Raw genomic sequence first — 17,338 nt, 5'->3', positions numbered from 1 at the left:
TGAACACGGTTTCGGTTCCGCGCGCATGGGCACCACCGCGTCGAACACGGGGTGTCCGACCTACCGTTGGCCCGCGTCGCCCGATGGCGACGAGGATCGGTGCCGCGATGCGTGTACGCCGTGCTCAACGCGCCATGGCCCGTCGCCAACCGGCGACGCTGTGTGGCGGCGGGTCGGACACCCAGTGCCCGACCCGCCGGACGCGCACCAGCGGCAGCTGATCAGCCCACCGCCCCCAGCTCCCACCCCCCGCCCTTGCGGATCTGCAGCACCCGGTCATGCAGCGGCGCCAGCGTCTCGCGGTGGCCGACGCTGACCAGCACGGCTTGCGGCAGCTCGCGGCGGATCAGGGTGTAGAGGCCGTGTTCGAGGCCGGTGTCGGTGGCCGAGGTGGCTTCGTCGAGGAAGACCAGCGCCGGGCGCGTGGCCAGCACGCGGCCGAAGGCCAGGCGTTGCTGCTCGCCGGGGGACAGGACCTGCGACCAGTCGCGGTCGACCTCCAGCTGGTCGACCAGGTGGCCCAGCTGGACCTGTTCGAGGATGGCCCGCGCCTGGGCGTCGCCCAGCGTGGCGCGCGGGTAGGCCAGCGCGTGGCGCAGCGTGCCCAGCGGCAGGTAGGGCTTCTGCGACAGGAACAGGCAGTCGGCATCGTCGGGCCGCGCGGCGTTGCCCTCGGCATGCGGCCACAGGCCGGCGAGGCTGCGCAGCAGCGTGGTCTTGCCGGCACCGGACGGGCCCCGGATCAGCAGCGCCTGGCCAGGGTCGATCTGGAGGCTCAGGCCTTCGGTTAGCACCTGGCCATCGGGGCGGCGCACGGTCAGGTGGTCCAGCATCAGGCCCTGCGGCCGGTGCGCGATGGCGGGCATCCGGAGCGCGCGGGCGGCGTCGGTGTTGCCGGTGAAGCCGGTCAGGCGGTCCAGCACCGCGCGGTAGCTGGCGAAGGAGTCGTAGGAGGTGCGGAAGAAGCTCAGCGCCTCCTCGACCTGGCCGAAGGCCTGCGCGGTCTGCATCACGTCACCGAGCTTGATGGTGCCGGCGAACAGGCGCGGGGCCTGGATCAGGAAGGGGAAGACGACCGCGACCTGGCTGATCGACAGGTTGTAGCCGTCGAACTTCAGCGAGCGCCACAGCGTTGCCCAGGCATTGCCGATGACGGCCATGAAGCCTCGCTCGAGCGTGACGCGCTCGGCCGCCTCGCCGCGGTACATCGCCACGCTCTCGCCGTATTCGCGCAGGCGCATCAGCAGGTAGCGGTAGGTGGCCGACAGCTTCTCGTTGAGGAAGTTCAGCCCGATCAACGGACGGCCGATGCGCACCGCGAAGAAGGTCGCCACGAGCACGTAGACATAGACCAGGAAGACCATCGCCCGCGGCACCTCGGTGCCGGCCACGGCCAGCGGGCCGGACAGGCCCCAGAGGATGCCAGTGAACTCGACCACCGAGACCACCGCGCCGACCAGGCCCATCGACAGGCCCAGCGTGTCGCTGACCAGGCTGGTGGCGTCCTGCTGGATGCGCTGCTCGGGGTTGTCGACCTCCGGACTGGCGTAGCGACCGAGGTGGTAGGCGCGGCCGTCGAGCCAGCGGGTCAGCAGCCGGTCGTTCATCCACTCGCGCCAGTGGATCGAGAACGACGAGCGGATGTAGGCGTTGACCAGTGCGCGCGTCACGTGCAACGCGGCCAGCAGCGCGAACAGGTTCATGTGGGTCCAGAAGGCCGGCTGGTCCAGCCCCTGCAGCGCCGTGTAGAAACCGTTGTACCAGAAGGAAAACAGCACGTTCATCCGCACCGTCAGCAGCACGAAGAACAGGATCAGCGCCACGCCCATCAGCGGCTTCCAGTCGCGCCAGGTGCGTGGCCGTCCCCCGCGCTCGGCGGCCGTCGGCCAGAACCACGATCCGCTCAGGGCCCAGAACTGCCGACCCCAGGCCGTCGTGCGCGCCAGCAGGGCCATCACGGCCACGAAGGCCACCAGCGTGACCGCATAGGTCCGCAGCAGCCACAGCGCGCTGTTGAGCAACTCCTGATTCCAGTTCATGACACCTCGTGCAAGCCATCGATGACGCCCGCCCCGCGGGCACGAAGCCGCGAGACTAAATCAATCGGTGGCGGAAAAAGAAGAGGGCCCCTCGGGGCCCTCTGCGCGGGTGCGGAAGCGGTCGAGCGCGAGGCTCGCGCCGGTCAGGCCTTCTGTTCGGCCTTGGCGTAGTTCTCCATGCCGGTCGTGACCTCGGCCTTGGCCGACTCGGGGCCTTCCCAGCCCTGGACCTTGACCCACTTGCCGACTTCCAGATCCTTGTAGTGCTCGAAGAAATGCTGGATCGCCTTCAGGCGCATCTGGTTCATGTCCTCGGGCTTCTGCCAGTGGGTGTAGATCGGCAGGATCTTGTCGATCGGCACGGCGAGCAGCTTGGCATCGCCACCGGCCTCGTCGTCCATCTTCAGCACGCCGATCGGGCGGCAGGTCACGACCACGCCGGGGGTCAGCGGATAGGGCGTGATGACCAGCACGTCGACCGGATCGCCGTCATCGGCCAGGGTCTGCGGGATGTAGCCGTAGTTGCACGGGTAGTGCATGGCCGTGGTCATGAAGCGGTCGACGAAGATTGCGCCGGTTTCCTTGTCGACCTCGTACTTGATCGGGTCGGCGTTCATCGGGATCTCGATGATCACGTTGAACTGCTCGGGTGCCTTGTTGCCGGGGGTGACGTTGTGCAGGCTCATGGGGATCGGCCAGGTGGTGGGTAGGACGGGGTCGGCGAGGCGTGCTTCCGGCTGCGAAAGCCGGGTTGCCGTCAACCGGGAATCGCCCGGATTCTACGGTCGGGGCTTGCGGCGGCCTTGCGCGGCTGACCCAGATCAGCCGGCCCGGTCCTGCGATGGAACGTGCTGGAAAACACGGGTCGGGGCGCTGAAACCCTTCCCCTAGCATGGCCCGGCCTCCCAGGAGGCACCGCAGGCACGATGCGCTGGACGGGCGGTCTGCGCCCCCGACGCTCCCGATGATCAATCGATGAGGAAGGAAACCCCATGTCGTCATCCACGGCGCTGATGCTGGCGCTGCTCTGTGGCGTGGCAGCCGTCATCTACGGCTTCGTCACCCGCAGCTGGATCCTGGGCCAGGACGCGGGCAACGCCCGCATGCAGGAGATCTCCGCGGCGGTCCAGCAGGGTGCGGCCGCCTACCTGGCACGGCAGTACCGCACCATCGCCGTCGTCGGCGTGGTGCTGGCGATCCCGATCGCGCTGTTCCTGGGTGGCCTGACGGCGGCCGGCTTCGTGCTCGGCGCGGTGCTGTCGGGTGCCTGCGGCTTCATCGGCATGAACGTGTCGGTGCGCGCGAACGTGCGCACCGCGCAGGCGGCAACGCGCGGCATCGGCCCGGCGCTGGACGTCGCCTTCCGCGGCGGCGCCATCACCGGCATGCTGGTGGTCGGCCTGGGCCTGCTGGGCGTGACCGGTTTCTTCTACGCCATCACCGGCGGCACCAACGTGGCCAGCGAGACGCTCAAGCCGCTGCTCGGCCTGGCCTTCGGTTCCTCGTTGATCTCGATCTTCGCGCGCCTGGGCGGCGGCATCTTCACCAAGGGCGCGGACGTCGGCGCCGACCTCGTCGGCAAGGTCGAGGCCGGCATCCCCGAGGACGACCCGCGCAACCCAGCCGTGATCGCCGACAACGTGGGCGACAACGTCGGCGACTGCGCCGGCATGGCCGCCGACCTGTTCGAGACCTACGCCGTCACGCTGATCGCCGCGATGGCGCTGGGCGCGCTGATGGTGACCGGCGCGGCGCTGACCGCGGTGGTCTACCCGCTGGCGCTGGGTGGCGTGTCCATCATCGCCTCCATCATCGGCTGCCAGTTCGTCAAGGCCAGCCCCGGCATGAAGAACGTGATGCCGGCGCTCTACAAGGGCCTCGTCGTCGCGGGCCTGTTGTCGCTGGTGGCCTTCTACTTCGTGACCCACGCGATGTTCCCGCAGCCGGTGCAGATGGCCGGCGGCGCCAGCGCCAGCGCGACCAGCCTGTTCGGCGCCTGCGTGGTCGGCCTGCTGCTGACCGCCGCGATGGTCTGGATCACCGAGTTCTACACCGGCACGCAGTTCAGCCCGGTGCAGCACATCGCGCAGGCTTCCACGACCGGCCACGGCACCAACATCATCGCGGGCCTGGGCGTGAGCATGAAGTCGACCGCCTGGCCGGTCGCCTTCATCTGCGTGGCGATCTATGCGGCGCATGCGCTGGCCGGCCTGTACGGCATCGCGATCGCGGCGACCTCGATGCTGTCGATGGCCGGCATCGTCGTCGCGCTGGACGCCTACGGCCCGATCACCGACAACGCCGGCGGCATCGCCGAGATGGCCGAGCTGCCCGCCAGCGTGCGCGACATCACCGACCCGCTGGACGCCGTGGGCAACACGACCAAGGCCGTCACCAAGGGCTATGCGATCGGCTCGGCCGGCCTGGCCGCGCTGGTGCTGTTCGCCGACTACACCCACGCGCTGGAGGCGCGCGGCATGGCGCTGACCTTCGACCTGTCGGACCACAAGGTGATCGTCGGCCTGTTCATCGGCGGCCTGATCCCCTACCTGTTCGGCGCGATGGCGATGGAGGCGGTCGGCCGCGCGGCCGGTGCGGTGGTCGTCGAGGTGCGCAAGCAGTTCGCCGACGGCCAGATCATGGCCGGCAAGCGCAAGCCGGACTACAGCGCGGCGGTCGACATGCTGACCACGGCGGCGATCAAGGAAATGATCGTGCCCTCGCTGCTGCCGGTGGTCGCGCCCATCCTGGTCGGCCTGCTGCTGGGCCCGGCCGCACTCGGCGGCCTGCTGATGGGCACCATCGTCACCGGCCTGTTCGTCGGCATCTCCATGTGCACCGGCGGTGGCGCCTGGGACAACGCCAAGAAGCTGATCGAGGAAGGCTTCAAGGACACCGACGGCACGCTGCACAAGAAGGGCAGCGAGGCGCACAAGGCGGCCGTCACCGGCGACACCGTCGGCGATCCGTACAAGGACACCGCCGGCCCGGCCGTCAACCCGCTGATCAAGATCATCAACATCGTGGCGCTGCTGATCGTGCCGCTGCTGCCGGCCGGTGCGGCCCAGACCCCCAGGGCCGCGCATGCCGAGCCGGCCGCGCAGGTCCAGTCGGCCGCGGCCTCCGCACCGGTTGCCGCTCCGGCGGCCAGCCAGTAGGGCGCGGCCCGATCGACCCGGCGGCCCGTTCCGCCCGGTCGATGTCCAGTGCGAACAGCGCGGCTTCGTCCGCGCTGTTCTCCTTTTCAGGGCCGCCGAGGGCAACCTAGAGTGGGCGCTCAGTCCGCTCCACGTCCGGCCATGTCCTCCATCGATCAAGAACTCGACCATGCCCGAAGCTCGGGCCCCGTGCGGACGTTGACCATCCCGCCCTGCCCCGAGCTGCTGACGCGGCTGCAGGCGGTGATGGCCGAAGCCGATCCCGACTGGGACGCCGTCGCCGCGATCGCCTCGGCCGACGTCGCCATGGCCGCCTCGCTCGTGCGCGCGGCCAACAGCCCCGTCTACAGCCGCGGCCGCGGCGTCGACAACGTGCCGCAGGCGATGTCGCTGCTGGGCCTGCGCCAGACGGCCGTGCTGCTGACCCAGTTCCTGACCGCCCGCGCGCTGCCGCTGAACCACCCGCTGCTGGAGACCTTCTGGCTCGGCTCCTCGCGCCGCGCGCTGGCCATGGGCTACATCGGCCGCCAGCTCTATGGCACCTCGCCGGACCTGGCCCACACGCTGGGGCTGTTCTGCGATGTCGGCATCCCGGTGATGCTGCAGGGCCTGCCGGGCTATGCCGCCACGCTGGTCGAGGCGCGCGCGCGCATCGACCGCACCCACACGCTGACCGAGCAGCTCAACCACAAGACCGACCACACCATCGTCGGCGCGCTGGTCGCCCGCACCTGGGGCCTGCCCGAGGACCTGAAGACCGCCATCCGCCTGCACCACGAGGTCGAGGCGATGCAGGACCGCAGCATCGCCGAGCCGGTGCGCGTGCTGCTGGCCGCCACCGTCGTCGCCGAGCACCTGGTGCACAGCCACGAGGGCCAGCCCGACGCGCCCGAGTGGATCCAGCGTGGCGGCGACTGCCTGCGCCATCTGCAGATCCACGAGCACGAGCTGACCCACTGGCAGGACGCCCTGCTGCCGGTCTTCGATCACCTGCAGCCGGCCTGATCCCTCACCCTGGGGGACGGCGGCGTGGCGGTCCCACCCGGCGTCGAACGGCTGTCCAGGCGTCCTTCGTGGTCCTGTCCAGCACGCTGTCAGCACCCTTTCAGCGCCGCCCCGCAAGCTCGCACTTTTGCCGACTTGATGCCGGTCAAAGCCTTCGGGAAGCTCCGGCTTCGGGGTGTCCCGGATAGAATGTTGCGGTGCAGCATGCAACCCTCATGCTGTCTGCCGTGACCCGATCGGCCCCGATTGCCCCAAAAGGATGCGCGATGCTCTACCAGCTCTATGAAACCCAGCGTGCCCTGCTGAGCCCGTTCGCCGAATTCGCCAGCGCGTCGGCCAAGCTGTACAGCCATCCGATGTCGCCGTTCGCCAATGCGCCAGGTTCCCAGCGCATGGCCGCCGGCTTCGACCTGCTGCACCGGCTGACCAAGGAATACGAGAAGCCGGCTTTCGAGATCACCTCGGTCAAGGTCGGTGGCGTGGACGTCGCGGTGCAGGAGCAGACCGTCGAGGCGCGTCCCTTCTGCCGCCTGCTGCGCTTCAAGCGCTACACCGACAACGCCCAGCTGCTCGAGCGCATGCGCGCCCAGCCGGCCGTGCTGGTCGTCGCGCCGCTGTCGGGCCACCACAGCACGCTGCTGCGCGACACCGTGCGCACGCTGCTGCAGGACCACAAGGTCTACATCACCGACTGGGTCGACGCCCGCATGGTGCCGCTGTCGGACGGCGCCTTCCACCTCGACGACTACGTCGCCTACGTGCAGGACTTCATCCGCCAGATCGGCCCCGAGGTCAACGTGATCTCGGTCTGCCAGCCCACCGTGCCGGTGCTGGCCGCGATCTCGCTGCTGGCCAGCAACGGCGAGGCCACGCCACGCACGATGACCATGATGGGCGGCCCGATCGACGCCCGCAAGAGCCCCACCGCGGTCAACAACCTGGCGATGAACCGCAGCCACGAGTGGTTCGAGAGCAACGTCATCTACCGCGTGCCGCAGAACTTCCCCGGCGTCGGCCGGCGCGTCTACCCGGGCTTCATGCAGCACACCGGCTTCGTGGCGATGAACCCCGATCGCCACGTCAACTCGCACTGGGACTACTTCCTCGACCTGATCCGCGGCGATGACGACAGCGTCGACGCGCACCGCAAGTTCTACGACGAGTACAACGCCGTGCTGGACATGCCGGCCGAGTACTACCTCGACACCATCAAGACGGTGTTCCAGGACTTCGCGCTGGTCTACGGCACGTGGAAGGTGCGCGGCCAGGCGGTGCGTCCGCAGGACATCACCAAGACCGCGCTGCTGACGGTCGAAGGCGAGCTGGACGACATCTCCGGTGCCGGCCAGACCGAGGCCGCGCAAGGCCTGTGCAGCGGCATCGACGAGGCCAGCAAGCGCCACTACATCGTCCAGGGCGCCGGCCACTACGGCATCTTCTCGGGCCGCCGCTGGCGCGAGATGGCCTATCCCGAGATCCGTTCCTTCATCCTCAAGCACCAGGGCTGACCGTCTGGCACGGCCGGTCCACACGATCGCACAGGTCGACGCGGCGCTGCCGCAGACCCAGTGCACCCGCTGCGGCGAGCCGGACTGCCACGGCTATGCCGAGGCGATCGTGGCCGGCCGGGCGCCGATCAACCGCTGCCCGCCCGGCGGCACCGAGGGTGTCCAGCGCCTGGCCGACATCACCGGCCAGGCCGTGCAGGCGCTCGATCCGGCCTGCGGCCATGAAGGCCCGCGCACCATCGCCTGGATCGACGAGGACTGGTGCATCGGCTGCACCCTGTGCATCAAGGCCTGCCCGGTCGACTGCATCGTCGGCAGCCACAAGCGCATGCACACCGTCGTCGAGGCCGACTGCACCGGCTGCGAGCTGTGCATCCCCGCCTGCCCGGTCGACTGCATCGCGCTGGAGGTCGTCACGCCAGGCCGCAGCGGCTGGTCGGCCTGGAGCGTGGCGCAGGCCGACGAGGCCCGCCGGCTCTACCGCGAACGCCAGGCCCGCCGCGAGCGGCTGCGCGAACGCCACGCCCGCACGCTGCAGGGCAAGGCCGAGCACAAGCTCGCGAACCTCGAGACCCTGACCCGCGACGCCCACGGCGAGGAACTCGCCCGCAAGCGCGCCGTCATCCAGGCCGCGCTGGCGCGGGCGCGCTCGCAGCGCAAGCCGGACGCAGGCTGATCAGACCTCGTCCAGCCACTCGAACACCAGCGACTGCGCGCGCGTACCGGGCTCGGCCAGTTCGTCGACGATGGTGAAGTGGTTCAGGCCGGGCAAGGTCTCGCAGACCGGCACCGCGCGCGGCCCCCAGGCCCGCGCCAGCGCGGCGTTCTGGGCCAGAAAGGCCGTGCTCTCGTCGCCACCGACGAAGGCCGCGTGGCGTCCCCTGGGCGCCGGAAACGATGCGGGGCTCCAGCGCGGCACGTCGGCCGCGGCCAGCCGCAGGTCATCGCGCAGGAAACCCACGCGCGAGACCGGTTCCAGGTCGTAGACCCCGGACAGCCCGACCGAACGCCGCACCAGGTCGGTCGGCAGGTCGGCACCGACATGCGCCCAGTCACACGCCAGCATCATGGCCGCCAGGTGCGCCCCGGCCGAATGCCCGACGACCAGCAGCCGGCGCCGGTCCGCACCGAACCGGCCGATCTCGCGCCAGGTCCAGGCCAGCGCCCGGGTCATCTGCTGCGCGATCTCGCCAATCGACACGGCCGGGCACAGGTCGTAGTTCGGCACCACCACCGTCGCGCCGCCCTGCACGAAGGCCGGCGCGACGAAGCCATGCTGCGACTTGTCCAGCGAGCGCCACCAGCCGCCGTGGATGAAGAACAGCACCGGCGCGCCGTCCTCGTCACAAGGAAACACGTCGAGCCGCTGCCCGGCTGTCGGTCCATAGGCCAGGTCCACCTGCACGCCCGGCAGACGCTCCCTCGCCCGCGCCGACGCGCCTGCCCAGCGCTCGAAGATCTGCCCATGCTCGGGCACCCGCGCGCGGTTGTCATAGAGCGCATCCAGCGCCGCCTGGTTGATCCCGTCCCCAGCCATCTCCATCCCCCATCCCCCATCACTGGACCACAAGTGCCCGATTTCTACACCAAGGCCACACCAGCCCCCGATAGCGCCCTGCTACACTCCGCGTCATTCGTGGGGGGGTAGCTCAGCTGGGAGAGCGTCGCGTTCGCAATGCGAAGGTCGGGAGTTCGATCCTCCTCCTCTCCACCACACGAATGAAACAGCCAGGGCCCTGCAGCGATGCAGGGCCCTTTGCTTTGGGGGCGTAGGACCGATCCCTGGTCAGGCCTCGGCAGCCACGCCCTGCCCTCGGCTCGGACCCTCGTTGGCTACCATGGACGGATCCATCGAGAACGAACCTCTTGCCCACCGGCGGACGGCAGGTGGCAGCAAGCTGTCAGGGAGAACTTGCCATGTCAGCCGGAGAACCGGAAGCCAAAGTGGCCGTGCTGGTCGATTGCGAGAACGCAGATCCGGCCATCCTCGACTACGCATTGCGGGTCGCCGCTCAGTTCGGCCGGGTGGTCCTGCGGCGCGGCTTTGGCAGCCATACGGCGCTGGCCAACAAGTGGCAGACGGTGCTGGTGCAGCAGGCATTCACGCCCTGCCTTCAGTACGCCTACGCCGCCGGCAAGAACACCTCCGACATCGCGCTGGCGATGGACGCGATCGAGGCCCTGTTCGACCAGCGCGCCACGACGTTCTGCCTGGTTACCAGCGACTCGGACTTCGCCGGCCTGTGCCGCAAGCTGCGCGAGCGTGGCGCCACCGTGCACGTGATCGGCGAGGCCAAGACGCCCGAGGACCTGCGCAACGCCAGTGACCAGTTCTTCCAATGGGTCGCACCGGAGGCGGTGGTCGCCACGCCGCCGGGCGTGCCTGCGGTGCCCGTGGTCAAGGCCCCTGCCGCGCCCAAGCCGAAGCAGCGGCCACGGTCGGTCGTCAGCGCCGTCAAGCTGCTTGCGGCGGACTCGGCGACCGGCCGCATCACCGTCAGCGAACTGGGCTCCTACCTGCGCCGCACCGACCCCTCGTTCTCTCCACAGACGTATGGCCACTCCGGGCTGGTCGGCATGCTCAAAACCTACGACCTGCTGGACACGCGGCAGGAAGCTGGCAGCCATTGGACCGTCGCGCTGGCCTCGCCGGTCGATGTCACAGGATCTACCACCAACCCATGAACAGCCAAGCCCTCGCCACCTTCGCCTGTTCCGAGGCAAGCCTTCTGTACCGGCACCATCCGCTGAGCGCTCATGCTGAGTCAGGCTGCTCATCACGACCTTGCACCGACCGGACCTGATGCTGTAGGTCTCCATGTCCAACGAACCGACCAGCTATGTGCTCAGAAGTCAGATGAACATGAATATCGACGGCCTTGAGTTCGAGTCATCAGCTTGGTGGCAGACAACCTCAGCCCTCCGAAGGAGGCGTCTCACAACGATGCTCGTATTCCATACATCGGTTCAAGATTGGCCGGCCAAGTCCAACATCTTTAACAGTATTCAGCATCTGGATTCGCTCGCTTGAAGCGCGGAAAGTCCAGCCTGAACAAGCAACCAGCGCATATGCCCTATCTCTATCAAGCACTTGCACAACGAGTGGACGAATGGCGCGACGCGAACTATCCCTGCGATCAGTTTCCCGCGATCCGCGAGATTCTGGAATTCGCCACCGAGGACAACGAAACCGGCCAGCTTCGCTACCTTCGACGAGCACAGTTCAGAGCGCTGGAGACCTATTGGCTTCTCCGTCTCGTGCTTGAGACGCCCAGAATTCCCGACCTCTACGCCAAGCTGTTTCCGAAGCCCAAAGACCGGCGTGAGGCCATGGGACTGACACATCCCGACATCGTCAGCTTCATTGCTGATGAGGGGTTGGAAGGCTGCCTGGAACGAGTCAAGACCGACAACGCCTTCGTCCGCAAGTACGCCTTGGAGAGCTTGCGGGAGTCTCTGACACTGGACTACGCCAGCTATATCTTGGCCTTGGCCATGGGCGCAGGCAAGACGATCCTCATGGGCTCCATCGTGGCCACCGAGTTCGCCTTGGCCATGGAGTATCCGGACGGGCCCTTCGTACAGAACGCACTGCTCTTTGCCCCGGGCAAGACCATCCTCAGCGCACTGCGCGAACTGTCCGACGTGCCGTACGAGAAGCTGTTGCCTCCGCGCATGTACAGGCCGTTCGCAGCCAGCTTGAAGTTGACGTTCACACGTGATGGCGACAAGCAGATCCCCATCGTATGGGGCAGCAATTTCAACGTCATCGTCACCAACACAGAGAAGATCCGCATCCAGAGGCCCAATATGCGCGGCATCGGCCCGCAAGCGCAGCTGTTCGCTGGCACGAAAGCAGAGGAGCAGACCGAGCTTGCCAACCTTCGCCTGCAAGCCGTGGCATCGCTGCCGCACCTCGCCGTTTTTTCAGACGAAGCCCACCACACCTACGGGCAGAAGCTGCTGGGCAAGTGGGAGAAGGACAAGGAGAGCGGCGAACTCGTGTTCAAGGATGACGGCATCAAGAAGGTCCGCCGCACCATCGACTACCTCGCCGAGGAAACGAATCTGATCGTCGTGATCAATGCCACCGGCACACCCTACTTCGAGCGACAGCCTCTGCGGGATGTGGTGGTCTGGTACGGCCTGGGCGAAGGCATCCGCGATGGCGTGTTGAAGGAACTCGCCAAAAACATCAAGGTGTTCGATCTGGGCGACGGCGAGGCGGACACGTTGGTCTCCAATGTCATCGAGGACTTCGTGCGCGACTATTGGGCCGTCACCCTTCCCAACGGTGCACCTGCTCGTTTGGCACTGTATTTCCCCAGCATTGAAGCCCGGGATGAACTCCGTGGGTCGGTCGAGTCAGCAATCGCCCAACGCGGCATCGGCGCGGACACCATCCTGGCCGTCGATGGCAAGAGCAGTGAAGCGACACGTCGCAAGTTCGAAGCAGTTGCCCGAAACCCCGAAGCGCCTGAGCGTGTGCTGCTGTTGGTCAACATGGGTACCGAAGGCTGGAACTGCCCCAGCCTGTTCGCCACGGCGCTGGTCCGAAAGCTGGTCAACAGCAACAACTTCGTGCTTCAGGCAGCCACCCGATGTCTACGCCAAGTGCCTGGCAACAAGCACCCGGCTCGGGTTTATCTGACGGACAGCAATCGCAAGACGTTGGAGTCGCAACTGGCCGAAACCTATGGCACGTCCCTGAAGGACCTGGACGCGCAGCAGGCCGAACGCGTCGAGCGCGAAATCACTCTGCATCGCCCACACCTGCCGCCGCTGCTGATCAAGAAGCGCGTGCTGCGCTACCGCCGCAAGGCCGACAGCGGCGCAGCCGCACCGCTGCAGCTGACGGTACCGGACGTGGCTGCGCCGGCAGGCGTGACGGTGGAGACATTGACGCCGGTGCAGGCAGCCTCGGGCATGACCGCCCTTCAGAAGGTCGATGGCGGCGACGATGTGTTGCCGGCACCGCCCCCGGTACTGGACAGCTACGCGGCCGCCGCCGAACTCGCTGCCAACTACCACTTGTCCGCCGGCGACGTGCTGGCGGCCTTGCGCAGCGCCTATGGCACAGGCACCGACATCCCGGATCACCACCTGGTCGCGCTGGGCCGGCAGATCGAAGCCCAGAGCTCGGACTATGAAGAGCACTTCGAAGAAATCGATGTGGCCATTGCGTTGGTCAAGGCCGACGGCTTCGAACTATCCGAGCGTGCGGGTCACCCGGTCTACACGGCACGTATCAACTTTGCCAAGGAACGCGAAGCGCTGTACCTGACGGCACGAGACACGCATGACACCGCACACGCACTTGCCAGCAGCTTCCACTACGAGGGCTACAACTTCGATTCCGGCCCGGAGGCCGAGTTTCTGCACTGGGCACTGACCCAGTTGCAGACGCAGCCTCATCAGATCGAAGGGGTTTGGTTCACGGGCGGCATCACCGACCCGGCCAAGACCGATCTCTACGCGGAGTACCTGGGCGACGACGGCCGCTGGCACCGGTACACGCCTGACTTTGTGTTGCGCCGCGCGGATGGCAAGCACCTCGTGATTGAGATCAAGCGCGACAGCTACAGCCCGGACATCAAGGGCGACTTGGCGCGGCTGGGTCGCGGAGAAGCCGCGCAGACCTTGGAAGGCAAGAAGGCCGTGGCGCTGAAGCAGTGGGAGGGCTTGAACCCCGACAAGCTGGCCTACCACGTGATGTTTGCCGACACCGCTCTCAAGGCCGAGGGTTACGCGCAGGTCCGCGACTTCATTCGCGGCGCTTGATTCGCCAACGACGACACCTGGAACACAGACAAGCCATGAATGAAAGCATCAAGAAGTCGAAGGACGTGACCGTCGCCAAAGCGAAAGGCCGCCCCATGCTCACTTGGGTGGGGAAGAAACCTCTTTCCAGGGTCCGCTCCTACCCGGCCCAGGCCATCGAGCGATTCGATGCGACGGGCGGCCAGCCCGTGGCCCTCCAAGAAGCCGATTGGAGCGATTGGCCCAAGGACTTGCCAAAGGGGGGATTGCTGTATCACGGCGATAACAAGGACGTGCTCGCACATCTTCTGGCCAATGGCTTTCGAGGCAAGGTCAAGCTGATCTACATCGACCCGCCGTTCGACAGCGGTGCGGACTATGTGCGCAAGGTGCAACTGCGCGGCGCCAAGGGCACGGTAAAGATCGATGGCGAGGACTACACGCTGGGCGAGCAAGTGCAGTACAGCGACATCTGGGCAAACGACAATTATCTGCAGTTCATGTACGAGCGTCTGCTTATGTTGAAGATGCTTCTAGCACCGGACGGCGCAATTTATCTGCACTGCGACCCTTCTCGAAACAGCTACCTCCGTTTGGTTCTTGACGAGGTATTTGGTGCCGACTCGTTTGTCAATGAGATTATTTGGCAACGACTAAGCGCGCACAACGACTCAGGAAGATTTGGGATTATTCACGACACCATCTACTACTACGGCGCCCCCGATCGAGTTTGGAATCCACAGCGGACTGAACTTCGGGAGACCTATCTGGAGCAGTTTTTCGATCAGACGGAGGAGGGAACGGGGCGTCGCTACGCGCGGTCGGATCTGACCGCAAGAGGGCTTCGCAAAGGTGAAACCGGCAAGTCTTGGCGGGGCATTCAGCCAGCCGAGAAGGGCAACCACTGGAAGGTGGGCGTTTCGCAGCTGGAGCAATGGGAGGTAGAAGGTCGAATTCATTGGCCAAAGAGCGAGGGTGGCATGCCTCGCCTCAAGCGCTACATGGATGAGGCGATTGAGCAAGGTGGAACGGCCCAGGACATCTGGTCTGATATCAAACCAATTCACAACCAGTCCCAGGAACTTCTCGGATACCCAACGCAGAAGCCTGAGGCATTGATCGACCGCGTGATTTCGGCTTCTTCGAACCCCGGAGACATCGTGTTCGACTGCTTCCTAGGCTCTGGAACTACCGCAGTCAGTGCGCAAAGACTCGGCCGACGCTGGATCGGCTGTGACATCAACAAAGGAGCAATTCAAACGACGGCCAAACGCATCCAGGACCTAATGAAAACCCAGGCAGCTGATGCTTGCGTACCTCAGCAAGGCGACCTGATCGGAATAGCGCAGACTTGCCAGAAGCCAAGCCAGCTCGGCTTCGCCACCTACAGAGTCAACGACTACGACCTCCAAATCCAACACAATGAAGTTGTCGAATTGGCCTGTCAACATCTGGGTGTCACGCGTACGCGTACCGACTCATTCTTCGAAGGCACTCAAGGAGGCCGCCTGGTCAAGATCGTGCCGTTCAATCATCCGCTGACGCCACTGGACCTGGAGGCGGTCCGCAATGAACTGAAGACACGGCCGACCGAAGAGCGCGACGTGATGGTGGTCTGCCTCGGCTGGCAACATGACGCGCGGGCTTGGGTGGAAACCTACAACCGCAACCGACCGGTCAACAAGCTGCATGTGGTTGAGTTGCGAACCGATCGCAAGCTCGGCGGCATCATCAAGCACGAGCCATTGACCGCCCAGGTCAACGCCGAACGCATGGGCGACGGGGCCAGCGCCAAGCTGGTGGTCGAGGTGCAGGATGTGGTATCGCCCACCATCATGCAGCGCCTGAACCTGGAGCAAGGCGTGTTCCGTGCCCAGATCACCGATTGGCGCGCCGTGGTCGATTGCATCTTGATCGACCCACAGTACGACGGCCAAGTTTTCAACGTGGCGCTGGCCGACGTGCCGGAACGCAAGCAAGACCTGGTGAACGGGCGATATGAAATGCCTGCACAGCCCGCCGGCTCGACGGTAGCCGTCAAGATCATCGACATGCTGGGGGAAGAAGTGATTGTGACCAAAGCAATCGACTAAACCGACTCTACCCTTCGAAAGAATCGTTCAGGGAGCCACAAAATGAAGATTCAAGAACTCAGAATCCACAACTATCGGTCCATCATCGACCTCTGCATCGAGGTTCACGACTACACATTGCTCGTCGGCGCAAACAATGCGGGCAAAAGTACCGTCATGAATGCACTCAGGGCGTTCTATGACGACCTGAAGTGGTCGTCGGATGACTTCCCCAGGGCCAGCACTGTGGATCAAGAGTCATGGGTACAACTGACATTCGCCCTGGATGACGACGAATGGAGCGGCCTGGCCGAGAAATACAAGTCCGGCGCAAACAACCAGCAACTGACGGTTCGACGCTATTTCAAGTCTGACGACAAGACAAGGGTCCAATCTGGTCAGAGCAACATCTTCGGGCTGATAAGCGGAGCCCTCGACACGGAATTGTTCTACGGCGCCAAGAACGTCGGCGCTGCCAAGGTTGGTCAAATCGTCTTTGTACCAGCACTGACCACGCCCGCAGAGCAGACAAAGATGTCGGGACCATCTCCGCTGCGAAACATGTTGAACTTTCTGCTGAAGAAAGTCGTCGCCAAGAGCGAGGCCTTCAAGGAAGTCTCGGCGGCATTCGAGAAATTGAACAATGAGGCTCGCCAGAACAGTGGATTCCTGAGTGAGATTTCGGCGCCACTGAACAACGCGATCGCATCTTGGAACATCAAGATCGACTTGTCGGTCGGCGCCGTAGCGCCCGAGGACATTTCGAAGTCGCTCGTGAGATTTGAATTCGTCGATTCGGCCAATGGCGAATTTGGGTTTGATCTCGATCGCTATGGACATGGCTTCCAACGATCTGTCATCTATGAACTGATCCGACTCGCACCGACGTTCAAGGACGAGAAGAAGGCAGACAAGAAAGAATTCAATCCGACGTTCTCGCTGGTCTTGTTTGAGGAGCCGGAGGCTTTCCTGCATCCCAGCCAGCAGGAGAGCATGGCCTATCACCTGCGCCGCCTTGGCGCTGAACCCGGCCAGCAGGTGATCATCACGACCCACTCGACAACATTTGCCGGCAAGGCGGCTGAGCACATCGGCCAGTTGGTTCGGATTCAGCGTAGCAACGGTTCGAGTCAGGCATTCCAACCCCGGGGCGGACAGATCAAGGATCTATTTGACCGAGGTGGAGAGTTGATGGTCGCCTTGCAGGCCTTCATCGACGACCCGAAAATTCCCGACAACACCAAAAAACGGGCCAGAGACATGATGGCCGCCCCACCGGAGGCGCACATCGCCGAGCAGGAGGAACGGTTTCGATTCCAGCTTTGGCTGGACGGCGAGCGGGCCTCGCTGTTCTTTGCTGACCGAGTGCTATTGGTCGAAGGCGCGACTGAGCGGGCCCTTTTCAACTATCTACTCGCGAACGAGTGGCACGATTTGGCGCGGCATCGCATCTGTGTCATCGATGCCCTTGGTAAATTCAACCTGCATCGATACATGGCGCTGCTGGAGGCCTATGGCATTCCACATGGAATCATGTTGGACGACGACCACGGACAGAACCTTCATGGTGCCGTCAACGACTTGATCGATACATGCGCCAATCCGATGACGCTGGCGCCGCCGGTGAAGTTCACAGGATGCCTGGAGGAATTTCTTGACCTGTCTGTGCCTAAAGGCAACGACAAGAAGCCGCTTGAAATCATGAAGGCGATCACTGGAGGGAAGATTCAACCTTCCAGCCTGAAAGCCCTACGTGACCACTTTTGCGCAGCCTTGGCCATAGCCTGACACCAAAC

General features: G+C 65.0%; 11 protein-coding genes and 1 tRNA gene. 9 read left to right on the top strand and 3 right to left on the bottom strand.

Features of this window, described 5'->3' with window-relative positions:
* Positions 1-221: 221 nt before the first annotated feature.
* The gene (locus Q8X39_RS05290; RefSeq protein ID WP_305748592.1) at positions 222-2,039 is read right to left on the bottom strand and encodes an ABC transporter ATP-binding protein/permease; all 1,818 of its coding nucleotides are present in this window, start codon (positions 2,037-2,039) and stop codon (positions 222-224) included.
* Positions 2,040-2,182: 143 nt separating this feature from the next.
* Positions 2,183-2,725 carry an inorganic diphosphatase gene (ppa, locus tag Q8X39_RS05285; RefSeq protein WP_305748591.1) on the bottom strand — a complete coding sequence of 181 codons (543 nt, stop codon included), beginning with the start codon at positions 2,723-2,725 and terminating at the stop codon, positions 2,183-2,185.
* A 306-nt stretch (positions 2,726-3,031) separates the two neighbouring features.
* Between ppa and Q8X39_RS05280 the strand changes: the two genes are divergently transcribed.
* The 4 genes from Q8X39_RS05280 to Q8X39_RS05265 all read left to right on the top strand — a co-directional run bounded on the left by Q8X39_RS05280 (position 3,032) and on the right by Q8X39_RS05265 (position 8,386).
* The gene (locus Q8X39_RS05280) at positions 3,032-5,197 is read left to right on the top strand and encodes a sodium-translocating pyrophosphatase (RefSeq protein ID WP_305748590.1); all 2,166 of its coding nucleotides are present in this window, start codon (positions 3,032-3,034) and stop codon (positions 5,195-5,197) included.
* 141 nt (positions 5,198-5,338) lie between these two features.
* The gene (locus Q8X39_RS05275; RefSeq protein WP_305748589.1) at positions 5,339-6,202 is read left to right on the top strand and encodes an HDOD domain-containing protein; all 864 of its coding nucleotides are present in this window, start codon (positions 5,339-5,341) and stop codon (positions 6,200-6,202) included.
* Positions 6,203-6,468: 266 nt separating this feature from the next.
* The gene (locus tag Q8X39_RS05270; protein WP_305748588.1) at positions 6,469-7,710 is read left to right on the top strand and encodes a polyhydroxyalkanoate depolymerase; all 1,242 of its coding nucleotides are present in this window, start codon (positions 6,469-6,471) and stop codon (positions 7,708-7,710) included.
* Positions 7,711-7,714: 4 nt separating this feature from the next.
* Entirely contained in the window at positions 7,715-8,386 is a 672-nt protein-coding gene (locus Q8X39_RS05265) for an RnfABCDGE type electron transport complex subunit B (RefSeq protein ID WP_305748775.1), read from the top strand.
* Here the strand turns inward: Q8X39_RS05265 and Q8X39_RS05260 are convergent, their stop codons facing one another.
* Positions 8,387-9,253 carry an alpha/beta hydrolase gene (locus tag Q8X39_RS05260; protein ID WP_369538093.1) on the bottom strand — a complete coding sequence of 289 codons (867 nt, stop codon included), beginning with the start codon at positions 9,251-9,253 and terminating at the stop codon, positions 8,387-8,389. It abuts the gene before it with no gap.
* Between the two features lie 95 nt (positions 9,254-9,348).
* Here Q8X39_RS05260 and Q8X39_RS05255 point away from each other — a divergent pair.
* From Q8X39_RS05255 to Q8X39_RS05235, 5 genes are all read left to right on the top strand, one after another.
* Positions 9,349-9,424 (top strand) — tRNA-Ala (locus Q8X39_RS05255).
* Between the two features lie 203 nt (positions 9,425-9,627).
* Positions 9,628-10,395, top strand: a complete 768-nt coding sequence (locus Q8X39_RS05250) for an NYN domain-containing protein (RefSeq protein ID WP_305748587.1) — start codon at positions 9,628-9,630, stop codon at positions 10,393-10,395.
* Positions 10,396-10,737: 342 nt separating this feature from the next.
* Entirely contained in the window at positions 10,738-13,491 is a 2,754-nt protein-coding gene (locus tag Q8X39_RS05245; protein WP_305748586.1) for a DEAD/DEAH box helicase family protein, read from the top strand.
* 35 nt (positions 13,492-13,526) lie between these two features.
* A complete protein-coding gene (locus tag Q8X39_RS05240; protein WP_305748585.1) occupies positions 13,527-15,563 on the top strand; it encodes a site-specific DNA-methyltransferase in 2,037 nt (678 codons plus the stop codon).
* Between the two features lie 42 nt (positions 15,564-15,605).
* Positions 15,606-17,330 carry an ATP-dependent nuclease gene (locus Q8X39_RS05235; protein WP_305748584.1) on the top strand — a complete coding sequence of 575 codons (1,725 nt, stop codon included), beginning with the start codon at positions 15,606-15,608 and terminating at the stop codon, positions 17,328-17,330.
* Positions 17,331-17,338 lie beyond the last annotated feature (8 nt).

The sequence above is a fragment of the Leptothrix discophora genome (genome assembly GCF_030705305.1).
GTDB classification, from domain to species: Bacteria; Pseudomonadota; Gammaproteobacteria; order Burkholderiales; family Burkholderiaceae_C; genus Sphaerotilus; species Sphaerotilus discophorus.
This window is presented reverse-complemented; position numbering and strand designations above follow the sequence as displayed.